The 13765-nt window shown below is 63.1% G+C and carries 16 protein-coding genes; 5 read left to right on the forward strand and 11 right to left on the reverse strand.

The genetic code is table 11. The features are described from left to right. Window positions 1-402: 402 nt before the first annotated feature. The 4 genes from N436_RS16310 to N436_RS16325 are packed head-to-tail and all read right to left on the reverse strand — an operon-like array spanning window position 403 to window position 4537. Window positions 403-1512 carry an agmatine/peptidylarginine deiminase gene (locus N436_RS16310; protein ID WP_110741551.1) on the reverse strand — a complete coding sequence of 370 codons (1110 nt, stop codon included), beginning with the start codon at window positions 1510-1512 and terminating at the stop codon, window positions 403-405. A 3-nt stretch (window positions 1513-1515) separates the two neighbouring features. Next, the gene (locus N436_RS16315; protein ID WP_105947003.1) at window positions 1516-2601 is read right to left on the reverse strand and encodes an extracellular solute-binding protein; all 1086 of its coding nucleotides are present in this window, start codon (window positions 2599-2601) and stop codon (window positions 1516-1518) included. 2 nt (window positions 2602-2603) lie between these two features. After that, window positions 2604-3500 (reverse strand): N-carbamoylputrescine amidase, encoded by an 897-nt coding sequence (aguB, locus tag N436_RS16320; protein ID WP_110741552.1) that lies wholly within the window; start codon window positions 3498-3500, stop codon window positions 2604-2606. Then, window positions 3497-4537 carry an agmatine/peptidylarginine deiminase gene (locus N436_RS16325; protein ID WP_105947001.1) on the reverse strand — a complete coding sequence of 347 codons (1041 nt, stop codon included), beginning with the start codon at window positions 4535-4537 and terminating at the stop codon, window positions 3497-3499. The genes aguB and N436_RS16325 overlap by 4 nt, the downstream gene beginning before the upstream one ends. Window positions 4538-4672: 135 nt before the next feature. On the opposite strand from N436_RS16325, the gene N436_RS16330 reads away from it, so the two are divergent. From N436_RS16330 to N436_RS16340, 3 genes are all read left to right on the forward strand, one after another. Further along, a complete protein-coding gene (locus tag N436_RS16330) occupies window positions 4673-5533 on the forward strand; it encodes a LysR substrate-binding domain-containing protein (protein ID WP_105947000.1) in 861 nt (286 codons plus the stop codon). A 136-nt stretch (window positions 5534-5669) separates the two neighbouring features. After that, window positions 5670-6881: an enoyl-ACP reductase FabV gene (fabV, locus tag N436_RS16335; RefSeq protein ID WP_110741553.1), complete on the forward strand. Its 1212-nt coding sequence runs from the start codon at window positions 5670-5672 to the stop codon at window positions 6879-6881. A gap of 105 nt (window positions 6882-6986) precedes the next feature. Continuing rightward, window positions 6987-7895, forward strand: a complete 909-nt coding sequence (locus N436_RS16340) for an alpha/beta fold hydrolase (RefSeq protein WP_105946999.1) — start codon at window positions 6987-6989, stop codon at window positions 7893-7895. A 129-nt stretch (window positions 7896-8024) separates the two neighbouring features. Here the strand turns inward: N436_RS16340 and N436_RS16345 are convergent, their stop codons facing one another. From N436_RS16345 to N436_RS16360, 4 genes are all read right to left on the reverse strand, one after another. Further along, window positions 8025-8366 carry a HopJ type III effector protein gene (locus N436_RS16345; protein ID WP_177410280.1) on the reverse strand — a complete coding sequence of 114 codons (342 nt, stop codon included), beginning with the start codon at window positions 8364-8366 and terminating at the stop codon, window positions 8025-8027. Then, window positions 8359-8655: a DUF1244 domain-containing protein gene (locus N436_RS16350; RefSeq protein WP_012274156.1), complete on the reverse strand. Its 297-nt coding sequence runs from the start codon at window positions 8653-8655 to the stop codon at window positions 8359-8361. Before N436_RS16350 ends, N436_RS16345 begins: the two co-directional genes overlap by 8 nt. Before the next feature lie 9 nt (window positions 8656-8664). Then, window positions 8665-9357, reverse strand: coding sequence for a dihydromonapterin reductase (gene folM, locus N436_RS16355; protein WP_110741554.1), 693 nt, complete (start codon window positions 9355-9357; stop codon window positions 8665-8667). Between the two features lie 77 nt (window positions 9358-9434). Next, window positions 9435-9995 carry an antibiotic biosynthesis monooxygenase gene (locus N436_RS16360; RefSeq protein WP_105946997.1) on the reverse strand — a complete coding sequence of 187 codons (561 nt, stop codon included), beginning with the start codon at window positions 9993-9995 and terminating at the stop codon, window positions 9435-9437. Between the two features lie 218 nt (window positions 9996-10213). Between N436_RS16360 and N436_RS16365 the strand changes: the two genes are divergently transcribed. Beyond that, complete coding sequence (locus N436_RS16365; RefSeq protein ID WP_105946996.1) at window positions 10214-11149, forward strand: MerR family transcriptional regulator; 936 nt, start codon at window positions 10214-10216, stop codon at window positions 11147-11149. Here the strand turns inward: N436_RS16365 and N436_RS16370 are convergent. Then, window positions 11134-11751 carry a hypothetical protein gene (locus N436_RS16370; RefSeq protein ID WP_110741555.1) on the reverse strand — a complete coding sequence of 206 codons (618 nt, stop codon included), beginning with the start codon at window positions 11749-11751 and terminating at the stop codon, window positions 11134-11136. The two genes, N436_RS16365 and N436_RS16370, sit on opposite strands and share 16 nt — an antisense overlap. Before the next feature lie 59 nt (window positions 11752-11810). Further along, entirely contained in the window at window positions 11811-12239 is a 429-nt protein-coding gene (locus N436_RS16375; protein WP_016713473.1) for a PAS domain S-box protein, read from the reverse strand. A 116-nt stretch (window positions 12240-12355) separates the two neighbouring features. Between N436_RS16375 and N436_RS16380 the strand changes: the two genes are divergently transcribed. Then, window positions 12356-12811, forward strand: a complete 456-nt coding sequence (locus N436_RS16380; RefSeq protein WP_019098828.1) for a flavodoxin — start codon at window positions 12356-12358, stop codon at window positions 12809-12811. Between the two features lie 25 nt (window positions 12812-12836). Here N436_RS16380 and N436_RS16385 read toward each other — a convergent pair whose 3' ends face one another. Then, the gene (locus N436_RS16385; RefSeq protein ID WP_105946993.1) at window positions 12837-13718 is read right to left on the reverse strand and encodes a LysR family transcriptional regulator; all 882 of its coding nucleotides are present in this window, start codon (window positions 13716-13718) and stop codon (window positions 12837-12839) included. Between the last annotated feature and the right edge of the window lie 47 nt (window positions 13719-13765).

The raw sequence follows: 13765 nt of genomic DNA on the forward strand, positions 1-13765 counted from the left end.
AGGATAAGGGGCGCGCGGGGCACACGGTGGCGAAAGTGTTCACTCTCTCATACGTGGTCACAGCTGATTTAGCTGATGCCTACAGGGACTTCACGCCGATACCGTGCGGATCACTCTCCCACGCGGGTGTGCGGACACACACCAGTGCTGGCTACGATCTCTGTCCCGAGCGCACAAACCCTAACAAAGCAAAAGGCGGCTGGCCCTATCGGGCCAGCCGCCTTTTCTTTTTCAAAATGTCAGCGCTGCGCAGATCTGAAGCCGTACATCTCAAGTTTGCTGCGCGACAGCGCAGCCCGGAAGGGCTGGGTGATCTCCCACAGGAAAACCACAGTATCAAGGTCTGTGGAGTACCTGTGGGAGCGGGCTTGCCCGCGAAGAGGCCAGTACAGGCGACATCAATCAGACAGCCGGACACTGATGGGTCACACAGTGAATCCCCCCACCCCCAGCGGCAATGGCATCGATATCCAATTGCACGATATCCCGCCCCGGATACACCGCTGCCAGCAACGCCCGTGCCTTCTCATCAGCCTGCGCATCGCCAAACTGCGGCGCGATGACCGCACCATTGATCACGAAGTAATTGATGTACCCCGCCGCAAAGTCGTCATTGCCTTTGCTGAACCTGTTACGCCGCCCACGCATTGGCGGTGACACCACATGTATCTGCAACTTGCGGCCCTCGGCATCGGTGGCCTGCCTGAGGATATCCAGGTGCTTGCGCGTTACGGCGTAGTCATACGAATCAGGGTCATTGTCCAGATTGGAAATGACCACCCCCGGCCGCACGAAGCGGGCATAGAAATCCACATGCCCGTCGGTAATGTCGTTGCCGGCGATGCCTGGCAGCCAGATGACCTTGCTCAACCCAAGGCGCGCCTTGAGCTCGGCCTCGACGTCTGCCTTGCTCCAGCCCGGGTTGCGGTTGGCGTTGATCCAGCTGCTTTCGGTCATGATGCCAGTGCCATGGCCATCCACTTCAATGGCGCCACCTTCACCTACCAGCTCGCTGCGTTGGTACTGACCGCCAGCCAGGGTAGCGACCCGTTTGGCCAGCTGCGCATCGTTGCGGTGGCGCTGCTTGTTGCCCCAGCCGTTGAAATTGAAGTCCACCGCACCCAGCGCGCCGTCGTCATCGAGGACGAAGTTGGCGCCAATGTCGCGCATCCAGATATCGTCCAGGTTGCATTCGACAAAGCGGGTGCGTGGGCTGCCACAGTGTTGCTCGGCCAGCTTGCGTTCGCTGGCCCGGCAGAACACGGTGACCGGCTGATAACGCGCGATGGCCTGGGCGATACGACCCAGGGCAGCTTGCACATCGGCGGTGAAGTCTTCCCAGATGGCATCCTGCGCGCCAAAGGCGATGAAGGCGCGTTGCTGTGGTTCACCTTCGTCGGGCATGAACCAGCGACCCGGTTCTTCAGCGCGGGCCAGGCCCAGCGGCAGGCCAAGGCCCGCGCCGAGGCCAGCGGCCAGTGACAGTTGCAGGAAGGTTCTACGGCTAGGCATGGGTCAGTCCTGTGCAGTCTTGAAGCGTGTCCACACGCGCATGCGTGCCCGCATGTCGGCCTGTGGGATATCACGTCCCGGAATCAGCCGGGCGTAGGTGGCTTCGTCGAGGTAGATGTCGGGGTTGTCGCGCATGCGCGGGTCCACGGCCTGGCGCGCTTTGGCGCTGGCGGTGGGGTAGCCGGTGAAGTTGCTGATGGCGGCCATGTTTGCCGGGCGCATGACGAAGTTGATGAAACGATAGGCATATTCCGGGTGCTTGGCATCGGCCGGGATGGCCATGGTGTCCATCCACACCGTGGTGCCCTGGCGGGGGACGCGGTATTGGAAGTCTAGGTGCTTGCCTGCGGCATCGGCGGTACGCTGGGCCTGGACCACGTCGCCGCTGTAGCCCAGCGACACACACAGGTTTTCGTTGACCAGTTCGGTCACCGGCTGCGACTGGAACTTGCGCACGTACGGGCGTATGGCCTTGAGTAGTTCGCTGGCGGCGGCCAAGTCTTCACGCTTGGCGCTGCGCGGCTCGCGGCCCAGGTAGTTGAGGACCACGGCCAGCACTTCGTCGGGCGAGTCGATCACCGAAATGCCACAGTCGGCGAACTTGGCGGCCAGCGCTGGTTTGAACAGCAGGTCGAGGTTGTCCAGCGGCGCATCGGGCATGCGCTGGCGGACTTTGTCGGCATTCACCGTCAGGCCGATGGTGCCCCAGGTGTAGGGCACGGTGGCCTGGCTGGCCTTGGGGTAGCGAGCATGCAGCTGGCGCAGGCCGGGCTCGATGTCGTCCAGTGCCTCAAGGCGGCTGTGGTCCAGTGGCTGCAGGCTGCCGGCGCGCATCAGCCGCTCGGCAACGGTGTCACCGGGGAACACCAGGTCGTAGCCACTGCGCCCTGACATCAGCTTGGCTTCGAGCACTTCACTGCCATCCATGACGTCGTAGATCACCTGGATGCCGGTTTCGGCCGTGAACTGCTTGAGGGTGTCTTCGGCAAAATAATCGGCCCAGTTGTACAGGCGCAGCACGGGCTGTTCGGCCTGTGCCTGGCTGGCGCAGATGGCCAGCGCCATTGCGGCTAAAACGTGGCGTTTCATGCTCAGGCCCTCAGGGTGTGTGGATGCTTGCCGTCCAGGGTCAGCAGGGGGGCGTACATCTCTGGGCGACGATCGCGGTAGATGCCCCAGCTCAGGCGGTCTTCGCGCATGGCTGCAAGGTCCAGGTCGTGCAACCAGATGCCCGTGTTGTCGCGGTCCGCTTCGCTGAGCATGGCGCCCTTGTGGTCACAGATGAACGACGAGCCATAGAAGCGCATGGACAACGATGCGTCGCTGGCCGCGACCTCCTCACCGACGCGATTGGCCGCCACCACCGGCAGCAGGTTGGCGGCGGCGTGGCCGCGCATGGCTATTTGCCAATGGTCACGCGAGTCCAGTTCGGCGCAGCCGGGCTCGGAGCCGATGGCGGTGGGGAACAGCAGCACTTCAGCACCCATCAAGGCCAGGCAACGGGCCGTTTCGGGGAACCACTGGTCCCAGCAGATACCAATGCCCAGTCGCCCGAAAGCGGTGTCCCAGACCTTGAAGCCCGTGTCGCCGGGGCTGAAATATTCCTTCTCCTGATAGCCAATGGCGTTGGGGATGTGGGTCTTGCGGTAGACCCCCAGCAGGCGGCCATCGGCATCGGCCACGGTCAGCGAGTTGAAGAAGGCATTGCCGGCGCGCTCGTACCAGCTAAGCGGTAGCACCACGCCCAGCTCGCCGGCCAGCGCCGCGAAGCGCTGCAGTATCGGGCTGTCGGGATAGGGCTGGGCGAGGGCCTGGTGCTGGTGGTCCTGTTCGATGCAGAAGTACGGGGTGGCGAACAGCTCTTGCAGCAGGATCACCTGGGCACCTTTGGCAGCAGCCTGGCGCACCAGCTGTTCGGCGCGGTCGAGGTTATCGGGCAGGTTCCAGCTGCACGGCATCTGCGTGGTGGCCACGCGCAGCAGGCTCATGGCTGCACCTGCGGCTGTTGCTGGGTGATGCAGTGAATGCCGCCACCGCCGTGGGCAATGTGGTCGATGCGCACCGGCACGATCTCGCGGCCCGGGAAGGCGTGGGCCAGTTGCGCAGCTGCGTCCTGGTCGGCTGCGATGCCATAGGCCGGCATGATGATTGCGCCGTTGGCGATGTAGAAGTTGGTGTAGGAGGCGCAGAACACCTCGGCATTCGGGTCAACGGCGGCGCTGGCCTCGTACAGGTCGAGTAGTTCGAAGTGGCGGCCCTGCGCATCGGTCGCCAGCTCCAGGGCGCGGCGGTTTTCCCGCACCACTTCGGCGTACACCGAATGCGGGTCTCGGGTGGCATCCACCAGCAGCACGCCAGGGCGGGCGAAGGCGCACACGCCATCGACGTGGCCGTCGGTCATGTCGCCGGTGACGTACTGCGGGTCACCCGGCAACCAGATGGTCTTGCGGATGCCCAGGTGGCGGGCGAAACAGGCCTCGAAATCGGCCTTGCTCACGCCAGGGTTGCGGTTGGGGTTGAGCAGCACCGATTCGGTGGTGATCAGCGTGCCTTCGCCGTCGACATGAATCGCACCCCCTTCGTTGCACAGTGCAGTGCTGAACCCGTCCAGGCCCAGCTGGTCGAGGATGCGCCGGCCCAGGCTGCGGTCCAGGCTGTGCTGCGACTTGCCGCCCCAGGCATTGAAGCGCCAGCTCAGGCCGGCCAGGCCGTGTTGCGGGTGGCAGACGAAGCTCGGGCCGCTGTCACGGCACCAGCTGTCGTCCACCGCCAGTTCGATCAGTTCGATGTTGGCACCACACAGGGCGCGGGCGCTGGCCACGGCGGAAGGGTCGACCACCATCTTCACTGGCTCGAAACGGGCGATGGCCGCTGCGACTCGGGCGTAGTCCTGCTGGACATCGGCCAGGCGCACGTTCCAGCCGCTTTCCCACAGGGCCTGATTGTGTGGCCAGACCATCCAGGTTGCCGCGTGGCGTGCCCATTCGGCGGGCATGCGCCAGCCGCTGTCGAGGGACAGGTGCATAGTGAACTCCGATCTATTAGGGTTTTTTATCAACGAAGCCCGCCGTCGCGGGTGTTGGTGTTCATGCTATGGCTAGGCCTGGCTGGCGACAAACGATAGATTTAGCGCACATCTGATCAGCAGGGCTTATCAATCATGCTTAAACACTGGCCACCCCTGAATGCCCTGCGCGGCTTCGAGGCCGCCGCGCGGCTGGGCAGCTTCCACAAGGCCGCCGAGGCGCTGAACCTGACCCAGTCGGCCATCAGCCAGCAGATCCGCAGCCTGGAAACCTACCTGGAGCAGCCGCTGTTCTACCGCAGTGGCCGCAGCGTGAGCCTGACCGACGCCGGGCACGACCTGCTCAGTACTACGCAATCATTGCTGCAGCACCTGGCCGTGGGCATTCGCCGGCTCGACCAGTACCGCAAGCCCAACCAGTTGGTGGTGAATACCAGCCCGGCGTTTGCCAGGCACTGGCTGTTGCCGCGACTGACGGACTTCCATCAGCGCTGCCCGGACGTGGACTTGTGGTTGTTCACCAGTTTCGAGGTGCCGGACATGGCCACCGAAACCATCGACCTTGCCATCCGCGACGACCTCAGTGCTCAGGCCGAGTGCAGTTTCAGCGTGCTGCATCAAGACCAGCTGTACCCGGCCTGCCATCCGGCCTTGCTGCAAACGCCGGTACAGCGGCGCACCACGCTGCATGGCGAGCGTGAGATGGACTGGAGCCACTGGCAACTGGAAGGTGGCGAAGATGTGGGGCAGCAGGGCAAAGGGTTGAACTTTTCCGACCCCGGTTTGTTGCTGGATGCGGCGAGCGAGGGGCTTGGGGTGGCGCTGGTCAGCCAGTTGCTGGCGCGGCGGGCAGTGGAAGAGGGGCGTTTGCAGGCGTTGTCGGCGCAGCGCGTTCGCGGGCCCGCGTGGGCTTGTCTGGTACATCGGGACAGCCAGGATGATCCGCTGGCCAGGCAGTTTCTGGATTGGCTTAAAGCGGCTTTACTGCCGGATTGAGGTTGCCACCGTTTTGCATCCCTTTGATCACCCCGTAATATGTGTCGGATAACCTGCGGGGGTAGTCTCACCCTCTGATCAATCGGAATCGCCTCAAGCGGCGCTTCCCCGGCATAAACCTGACGAGGTACAGACATTGGCCATCATTCATCCTAAGGTTCGCGGTTTCATCTGCACCACGACTCACCCGAAGGGCTGCGAGCTCAACGTCCGTGACCAGATCGAAGCCACCCGCAAGCTGGGCGTGCGCGAGGATGGCCCGAAGAAGGTCTTGGTCATCGGTGCTTCCAGCGGCTATGGCCTGGCGGCCCGCATCACCGCAGCGTTCGGCTTCAAGGCCGACACCCTGGGCGTGTTCTTCGAAAAACCAGGCACCGAAACCAAGGCCGGCACTGCTGGCTGGTACAACGCCGCTGCCTTCGACAAGTTTGCCAAGGCCGAGGGCCTGTACAGCAAGTCGATCAACGGCGACGCCTTCTCTGACGAAGCCCGTGCCAAGGTCATCGAGCTGATCAAGAACGAAATGGGCGGCAAGGTCGACCTGGTCATCTACTCGCTGGCATCGCCTGTGCGCAAGCTGCCGCAGACCGGTGAAGTCATTCGCTCGGCACTGAAGCCGATCGGCCAGCCGTACAAGTCGACCGCCATCGACACCAACAAGGACACCATCATCGAGGCCAGCATCGAGCCGGCCACCGAGCAGGAAATCGCTGACACCGTCACCGTAATGGGCGGCCAGGACTGGCAGCTGTGGATCGACGCCCTGGCGGGCGCTGACGTGCTGGCCGAAGGCGCCCGCACCGTAGCCTTCAGCTACATTGGCAGCGACATCACCTGGCCGATCTACTGGCACGGCGCACTGGGCCAGGCCAAGCAGGACCTGGACGAAACTGCCCTGCGCCTGGACCAGAAACTGGCCGGCGAACTCAAGGGTGGCGCCAACGTGGCGGTGCTGAAGTCGGTGGTCACCCAGGCCAGCTCGGCCATCCCGGTGATGCCGCTGTACCTGTCGATGGTCTTCAAGATCATGCAGGAGAAGGGCGTTCACGAAGGCACCCAGGACCAACTGGACCGCATGTACCGCGACCGCATGTACCGTGCCGACGGTGCGCCGGCCGAAGTCGACGAGAAGGGCCGCCTGCGTCTGGACGACTGGGAACTGCGTGACGACGTGCAGAGCGCCTGCAAGGCCCTGTGGCCACAGGTGACCACCGAGAACCTGTTCGAGCTGACCGACTATGCCGGTTACAAGAAGCAGTTCCTCAACCTGTTCGGCTTCGAGCGTGCTGACGTCAACTACGACGAAGACGTGGCTACCGATGTGAAGTTCGACTGCGTCGAGCTGTAATCGGCGATAGCCTGTACCGGCCCTTTTGCGGGTTCACCTGCGAACGGGCCGGTACAGGCTATAAAATCTTTGCTAGTTTTGGCGCACAACAACAGGGAATGCGCCATGAGCAGCCTCACCCAACCCGCCACAGCCTTTCGCCACCCCGCAGCCGACGGTTACAGCCTCGGCGGTTTCTGCTGGCGCCACGCCCAACCAGACCCCCAGCGCCCGCTGGTGATCATCAACGCTGCCACTTCGGTACGCTGCCGCTATTACTCACGCTTTGCCGACTTCCTGTTCGCCCAGGGCTTCGATGTGCTGACCTACGATTACCGGGGTATCGGCGAGTCGCGTCCGGCGTCACTGCGCGGTTTTCAGGCTTCATGGAGCGACTGGGGCAGGCTCGATTTCGAAGCCATGCTGGCGCATGCGGCAACGCATTTCCCTGGCCAGCCGGTGGATGTGGTGGGGCACAGTTTCGGCGGCTGCGCAGTGGGCCTGGCGCCTTCTGCCAGCCGGGTGCGCCGGGTGGTGATGGTGGGCGCGCAGTTTGCCTACTGGCGCGATTATGCGGCTGAGCAGCGCTGGCAGCTGTTTGGCAAGTGGCATGTGGTGATGCCGCTATTGACCCGAGTGTTCGGCTACTTCCCCGGCAAGCGCCTGGGGTGGCTGGAAGACACGCCGTCCGGCGTGGTGCACGACTGGACCACGCGTACACCGCGTTACGAACACCGGCCCAGCGGCCGTGGCCTGGAGGCGCTACCGTTCGCTCATGTGCGGGCGGCAACGCTGGCCATCAGCCTGACCGATGACCCCTTCGGCACCGTGGCGGCGACCGAGCGATTGCTGAGTTATGTACAGGGGGCCGAGCGTAAGCACCTGCGCATCGCGCCTGTGGATATCTCGGTCGAGGAGATCGGCCATTTCGCGTTCTTCCATGACCGGTTTCGCGAAAGCCTGTGGCCAGTGGCCTTGCAATGGTTGCAGCAGGGAGGGCTGGAGGAAGGGGGCCCTGGCAACATCATGGATTGATGGTCGGCGCAGAATTTTGGGGCTGCTTTGCAGCCCTTTCGCGACACAAGGCCGCTCCCACAGGAAGCATGCGATCCCTTGTGGGAGCGGCCTTGCGTCGCGATGGGCCGCAAAGCGGCCCCGGCTATCTCAAGCCTTGCGCGCCAGAGGCTGCCCGGCAAACTTCACACCCGCCAGCCCATGCTTGATCAGCGCACGGATATTGCCATGGTCGCTACCCTCAGGCGTGGCAACCACATCACGGTAATGCTCGCCAAAGGCCAGCAGCGCTTCCTGATCGCTCAGCCCTTCCAGCAGTGCCAGGCCCAACGTCTTGCACGAACCTTCGTTCTGCCCAGCCGCATTTTCCACGCCACCATTGTTGAAGGCCTGAGGCTGGTAGCTGTAATTGTCGGCAATGAACGCCAGGGTATTGGCAAATACATGTTGGCCGCTGGCCAGGCTGGTGCGCAGGGTGTTCAGATCAGTCACGAGGTTTTCCTTTTTCGAACGCCGCTTGTTGTTCGGCGCTGGCTTCTTTCTGGTGTTGGGCTTTCCACTCGGCGTAGGGCATGCCGTACACCGCTTCGCGGGCGTCATCCAGGCTCAGGTCGAGCTGGCGCTCGTCCGCTGCGGCCTTGTACCACTTGGACAGGCAGTTGCGGCAGAAACCGGACAGGTTCATCAGGTCGATGTTCTGCACGTCGGTGCGCTTTTGCAGGTGTTCGACCAATCGCCGGAACGCGGCGGCTTCGAGTTCGAGCTGTTGCTGTGGGGTCATGGGCGTCTCTCAAGTCATGCGGTTTTTCAAGTGGCGGCCGCCGTTGATGACCACCTGGCTGCCGGTGCTGTACTGGCTGGCGAGCAGGTACTTGACGGTCTCGATCAGCGGGCCGGCGCCGGGTTCGAATTCCAGCAAGGCCTTTTTCAGGGTTTGCTGGCGGTAGGCTTCATCGCCCCCTTCCTTGAGGATCAGCAGCCCAGGCAGGATACCGTTCACATGCACCTTGGGCGCATATTTTTCGGCGAACGACAGCACCATGTTCTGCAGCGCGGCCTTGGTGGCGGCATAGCCGATGTGGCTCTTGCTGCCGCGTGAGGACGTTTCGTCGCAGATGTGGATGATGTCGGCCTTGTCCACCCTGGCCAGCAGGTCGCCCAGGGCCAGGTTGAGGTGGTAGGGCGCTTCGACGTGCAGGCGGAACATGGTTTCGAGGTTGTCGAGCCCGTCATCAAGCCACAGCGAGGCATTGTGGATGATGGCGCGCAGGCCGTCGTAATGGCTGTGCAGGTGATCGATCAGGGCCTGGCGGTCGGCCGCCAGGCACAGGTCGGCCTGGAACTGCACGATGTTCGGGTGGGCCGTCTGTGGCTGGACACTGCGGCTGGCACTGACCACCGTATGGCCGGCCTGTGCCAGTTCAAGGGCCAAGGCCAGCCCGACGCGCTGGCTGGCTCCGGTAACGAGAATGGGGCTGTTCATGTTCGGGCGGTCAACTTGTCTGTCCTTTGGTTGCCACCCAGCATACCCGAACTGTTTCCCTGTTGTATGGCCTGCCCTCAGCGGCTGCGCAGGGCGCCAGGGGGCGTTGGGGTGGCATGCAGCCAACCGGCCAGCAGACGGGTGGACAGGGGGATGAACAGGTAGACCATCACGGGTGTCAGCGCCAGGGTGCTGAGCAGTACCCGGGGCACCAGGTCCAACGCTGCCAACCAGTGGCCGAACAGCAGGTTGAACAGCAACGAGACCGGGAAGAATGCCAGCCAGATCGCTACGGCCTGTTTCCAACGGGGTGGTTTTTGCACCATGTTGGTGCCAAACCAGTCATCGATGCCGCTTACGCGCGCCTCTTTGGGGCGTTCGAACAGGCCGTTGCCGCGTTGCAACCAGGCCCGGCGCGAGGCGGAGTGTTCCCAGGCATGCAGGGTGGGCTCGTCGCTGAAGCGGAAGATAATCTGGAATTCGTCGCCATCGCGGGGCGGGGCAAGGATGCCCGAGCCAAGGTAGCCGGGAAAGTCGGTGGCCAGCTGCTCGCCTTCATGCAACCAGGCCAGCAAGTCCTGGTAGCGGCCATGGGCGGCGCGGCGCGACACCATCAGGGTGACGGGTGGGGTAGACATTGTGTATCTCCTGGCAACGGGGCTGGCGGGTAGCTGGCCCCTTTGGCTGTGTGGCCCGGGGTGGTGGGCAACACAGGCGTGCATGCAAGAATCGGGCGCGGATTATCGCGTATCTGCAATATTCGGCAAACGTCGGGCGGCGAACGGTTGCACCCTGCGACCGATGCCGTCGTAGTAGAATGCGCGTTCAACTTCCGCACCCAGGGTAGCTCGTGCAGATGAACGAACAGGGACGTAGTCCGGTGATCGATGCGAGTTTCGAACAGCAGGAGCTGTTTCCAATTCGTGAAGTTTCCCGTCTGACCGGTGTCAACGCTGTGACCCTGCGGGCCTGGGAGCGTCGTTATGGCCTGATCCAGCCGATCCGTACCGACAGTGGCCACCGCCTGTATTCCCAGGCCGATATCGATGAAATCCGCCGTATCCTCGGGTGGCTGGAGCGCGGTGTGGCGGTCAGCAAAGTGGGCAGTATTCTTGCGCGTGGCCATGCCCTTGCCGGCCAGGCCGGTGATGCGACGGACGCCTGGCTACGCTGGCAGCACCAGATCCGCCTGGCGGTGCAGCGTTTCGACGTGGCGGGCCTTGATCTGCTTTTCCAGGAGGTGTTTGCCGCCAGCACCCTGGACCAGGTTTTCAGCGAAGTGTTCATGCCTGTGTGGCACGACATGGCCGTCCGCCAGGGCGGCTATGGGCAGGCCAGTGAATGGCTGTTCTTTGACCAGTTCTTGCGCGGTCGGGTATTCGCTCGTTTGCAGCTTGCCCATGTGCCGCGTAGCCGCACCGTGCTGTTGGCGCCATTACCGGGGCAGTGCCATGAGCTTGAGCTGCTGGTCACCAGCCTGATCCTGGGCAGCGACGAAACAGGTGTGACCCCGTTGGCGAGCGGGCAGCCACTGCAGGAGCTGGCGCTGGTTTGCGAACGCCTGAAGCCGGATGCCCTGGTGCTGTTTTCCCATCAGCCGCCTACCGCAGAACTCATCCGGCACTTGGCTCGCCTGGCGGCGGTATTGGACTGCCCGTTGTTACTGGCCGGTGAGGCGGCGGAAGTGGCACAGGCCAGTCTGGCTGGCAGTGCTATCGCCTGCCTGGGAGCGCAGGGTGGTGTCATGCGCCAGCGGTTGCGGCAGTTTCTGGCAGGTCAGCTAGATACCTGAGTGTGCAGGTCGGGGTGGGCCCGACGGTGGGCCTGGAGGATGTAGTCGCGCAGACGCTCGATTTCTTCGGCCGGGCTTTGGCTGAGGTCGTAGGCCGCCAGGTCCGGGCCAATGCGCCGGCCCAGTACGCCGTGCAGTTCGATCGGGCTGATGCCGCCGGGGGCGAAGCGCAGTTCGAAGCGGGCGGGTGGCGAGGGCAGGTCACGGACTTCCAGCAGCACACCTTTGAAGGAAATATCACGCACCCACAGGCCGCTGATCTCGTCATGGGCATCGAGCAGTGCGCTCGGCTGGTCCATCGACAGGCGCCAAGGGCGCAGCATGGGGCCGTCTTCGTAGATTTCCGGTGAACCCAGTTGCAGGTGCAGGGCGTGGAACTCGTCCTCTACCAATTGCAGGGGGAAGCTGATCTGTTGGTTGTTGAACTGGGCCTGCAAGGTAACCTGCTCGTTGGCCACCAGCCGGGTGAGCAGGCTCTGGATGCGGCGGTCGCCATTGACCAGCAGGCTCGACATGGAGTCGGCCAGGTTCAATTGCGGCGAATGCTGCATGTTCTGGATGAAATCCAGCTCGGCCTGGGTCAGGAGGGCGTCTGCTTGCATGATCGAACTCGGTGGTGGCGATTTCTTCATCGGGATTGACCGTGCATGGCGTACTTGGTTCAAGCGCGTTCGTCGGGTTTCGGACGAGCGCACAGTTCCGCCAGTTGCCGTTCCAGTTCGACTTGGCGGCTGACGTCTTTCTGGATACCGATGAAGTAGGTGCGCTGATCCGCGGCGTGCCTTACCGGGGTAATCGACAGCTCGTTCCAGAAGGCGCTGCCATCCTTGCGGTAATTGCGCAGCACTTCGCGGCAGGGGCGGCCTTCGGCCAAGGCCCTGCGGATACGTGCGCGGCCAAGCTGGTCACGGTCGTCCGCCTGCAGAAAGCGGCAATCCTGATAGAGGATTTCATCGCGGCTGTAGCCGGTCAGGCGTTCGAAGGCGGCGTTCACGTAGATCAGGATAGTGTCGTCGCCTTCCTGTTCGGCAACCACGATCCCGTCATTGGACGCATCGACCATCGATTGCAGCAATTGCGCATTGATCATGTTCGGGCCATTGGGCAAAGAGGGGCTGAGGACGGCGACTTTGGTAGAGGCGGCCTTTTGCCAGCGCTGGATGCTAGTATCCTACGTTTTCACTCAGTTTCGGAATCCTCTACCCGATGAAAGTCGCCATTATTTCCGGATCGGTCTATGGCACCGCCGAAGAAGTCGCCCGTCACGCTGAAACGCTGCTCAAGGCAGCGGGCCTGGAGGCCTGGCATGCGGCACGTGCCACCCAGCAGGACCTTGAAGGTTTTGCCCCCGACGCCTTGCTGGCCGTGACCTCGACCACCGGCATGGGCGAACTGCCGGACAACCTCATGCCACTGTACAGCACCCTTCGCGATACCTTGCCTGCGGCCTGGCGTGGTCTGCCGGGTGCGGTGATTGCACTGGGTGACTCCAGCTACGGTGATACCTATTGCGGCGGTGGCGAGCAGATGCGCGAGCTGTTTGCCGAATTGGGTGTGCGTGAGGTGCAGCCGATGCTGCGCCTGGATGCCAGCGAGACCGTGACTCCAGAGGCGGATGCCGAGCCGTGGTTGGCTGAATTGGCAATCGCACTGAAAGCCTGACCCTAAGGCCACATAAAAAAGCGCGTCAGGCGTGAGGTTCGCGCAACAATGCCAACCACGCCTGCGCCGCCCGTGACAGGTAGGCCCCACGCCGCCAGATAAAGGCGATATCCCAGCGCAAATCCGCCGGCGAACGTAGCGGCAAACGCACCACCCCAGGGCGCTCCAGCGCTTTTGCCACCACTCGGGGCAGCAACACCACACCCTGGCCTGCCGCCACCAACGCCGCCAAAAAATCTGCCTGGCCACTGCGGCCGCCTTCCTTCGGGGTAAAGCCCTGTTGCTGGCACGCCTTCAGCAGCCGGTCGTTGAGCACAAAGCTGCGTTGATACAACAGGAACGGCGTATCGGCCAGTTGCCCCAGGTCCACCCCGTCCAGGCTCGCCAATGAATGCCCCGCCGGCAACAGGGCATCCAATGGTTCGTTGCAGAATGGCTGGTAGTCGAACGCCTCGTCGCTGGGTGTCAGGCTACCACCCAGTTCCAGCTCGCCACTCTTGACCGCCTGTTCGACACTGCGGCTACCGCCTTCCAGCAACTGGATCGCGATGTTCGGGTGACGTCGCCGGTACTCGGCAAAAAGCCCGGCGAACAAGGCGTCACTGCCCAACATCGGTAAGCCCAGGCGCAGTTCGCCGCGCTCCATCTGGCTGAGGTCGTCCAGTTCGTTGAGCAGCGCCTGGCGTTGGCGCAGCAGGGCTTCGCCGCGCTCCAGCACAATGCGTCCGGCCGCTGTCAGGTGCAGCTGGGAGGCCTGACGCTCCAGCAGCGGCTGGCCCACATCTTGCTCCAGCTGCGCCACCTGCTTGCTCACGGCCGATTGACTGATGTGCAGGGTTTGCGCGGCCTGGGTAAAACCACCGCGGTGGACCACTTCGATAAAACTGCGCAGCTGTTTGAATTCCATGCTCTGAATTCCATTCTGGAATGGCGATCAGTCTAACAATTCGCTTC

Source organism: Pseudomonas sp. RV120224-01b (assembly GCF_003208145.1).
In the GTDB taxonomy this organism is placed as follows: domain Bacteria; phylum Pseudomonadota; class Gammaproteobacteria; order Pseudomonadales; family Pseudomonadaceae; genus Aquipseudomonas; species Aquipseudomonas monteilii.

What these genes read in the sequence shown, in the direction of transcription:
- aguB (WP_110741552.1), bottom strand. Translation starts at nt 3,500, where the DNA reads ATGAGCCTGCTGCGCGTGGCCACCACGCAGATGCCGTGCAGCTGGAAC.
- N436_RS16370 (WP_110741555.1), bottom strand. Translation starts at nt 11,751, where the DNA reads ATGCAAGCAGACGCCCTCCTGACCCAGGCCGAGCTGGATTTCATCCAG.
- N436_RS16340 (WP_105946999.1), top strand. Translation starts at nt 6,987, where the DNA reads ATGAGCAGCCTCACCCAACCCGCCACAGCCTTTCGCCACCCCGCAGCC.
- N436_RS16380 (WP_019098828.1), top strand. Translation starts at nt 12,356, where the DNA reads ATGAAAGTCGCCATTATTTCCGGATCGGTCTATGGCACCGCCGAAGAA.
- N436_RS16365 (WP_105946996.1), top strand. Translation starts at nt 10,214, where the DNA reads ATGAACGAACAGGGACGTAGTCCGGTGATCGATGCGAGTTTCGAACAG.
- N436_RS16310 (WP_110741551.1), bottom strand. Translation starts at nt 1,512, where the DNA reads ATGCCTAGCCGTAGAACCTTCCTGCAACTGTCACTGGCCGCTGGCCTC.
- N436_RS16350 (WP_012274156.1), bottom strand. Translation starts at nt 8,655, where the DNA reads ATGACCCCACAGCAACAGCTCGAACTCGAAGCCGCCGCGTTCCGGCGA.
- N436_RS16375 (WP_016713473.1), bottom strand. Translation starts at nt 12,239, where the DNA reads ATGATCAATGCGCAATTGCTGCAATCGATGGTCGATGCGTCCAATGAC.
- N436_RS16385 (WP_105946993.1), bottom strand. Translation starts at nt 13,718, where the DNA reads ATGGAATTCAAACAGCTGCGCAGTTTTATCGAAGTGGTCCACCGCGGT.
- N436_RS16330 (WP_105947000.1), top strand. Translation starts at nt 4,673, where the DNA reads ATGCTTAAACACTGGCCACCCCTGAATGCCCTGCGCGGCTTCGAGGCC.
- folM (WP_110741554.1), bottom strand. Translation starts at nt 9,357, where the DNA reads ATGAACAGCCCCATTCTCGTTACCGGAGCCAGCCAGCGCGTCGGGCTG.
- N436_RS16325 (WP_105947001.1), bottom strand. Translation starts at nt 4,537, where the DNA reads ATGCACCTGTCCCTCGACAGCGGCTGGCGCATGCCCGCCGAATGGGCA.
- N436_RS16315 (WP_105947003.1), bottom strand. Translation starts at nt 2,601, where the DNA reads ATGAAACGCCACGTTTTAGCCGCAATGGCGCTGGCCATCTGCGCCAGC.
- N436_RS16360 (WP_105946997.1), bottom strand. Translation starts at nt 9,995, where the DNA reads ATGTCTACCCCACCCGTCACCCTGATGGTGTCGCGCCGCGCCGCCCAT.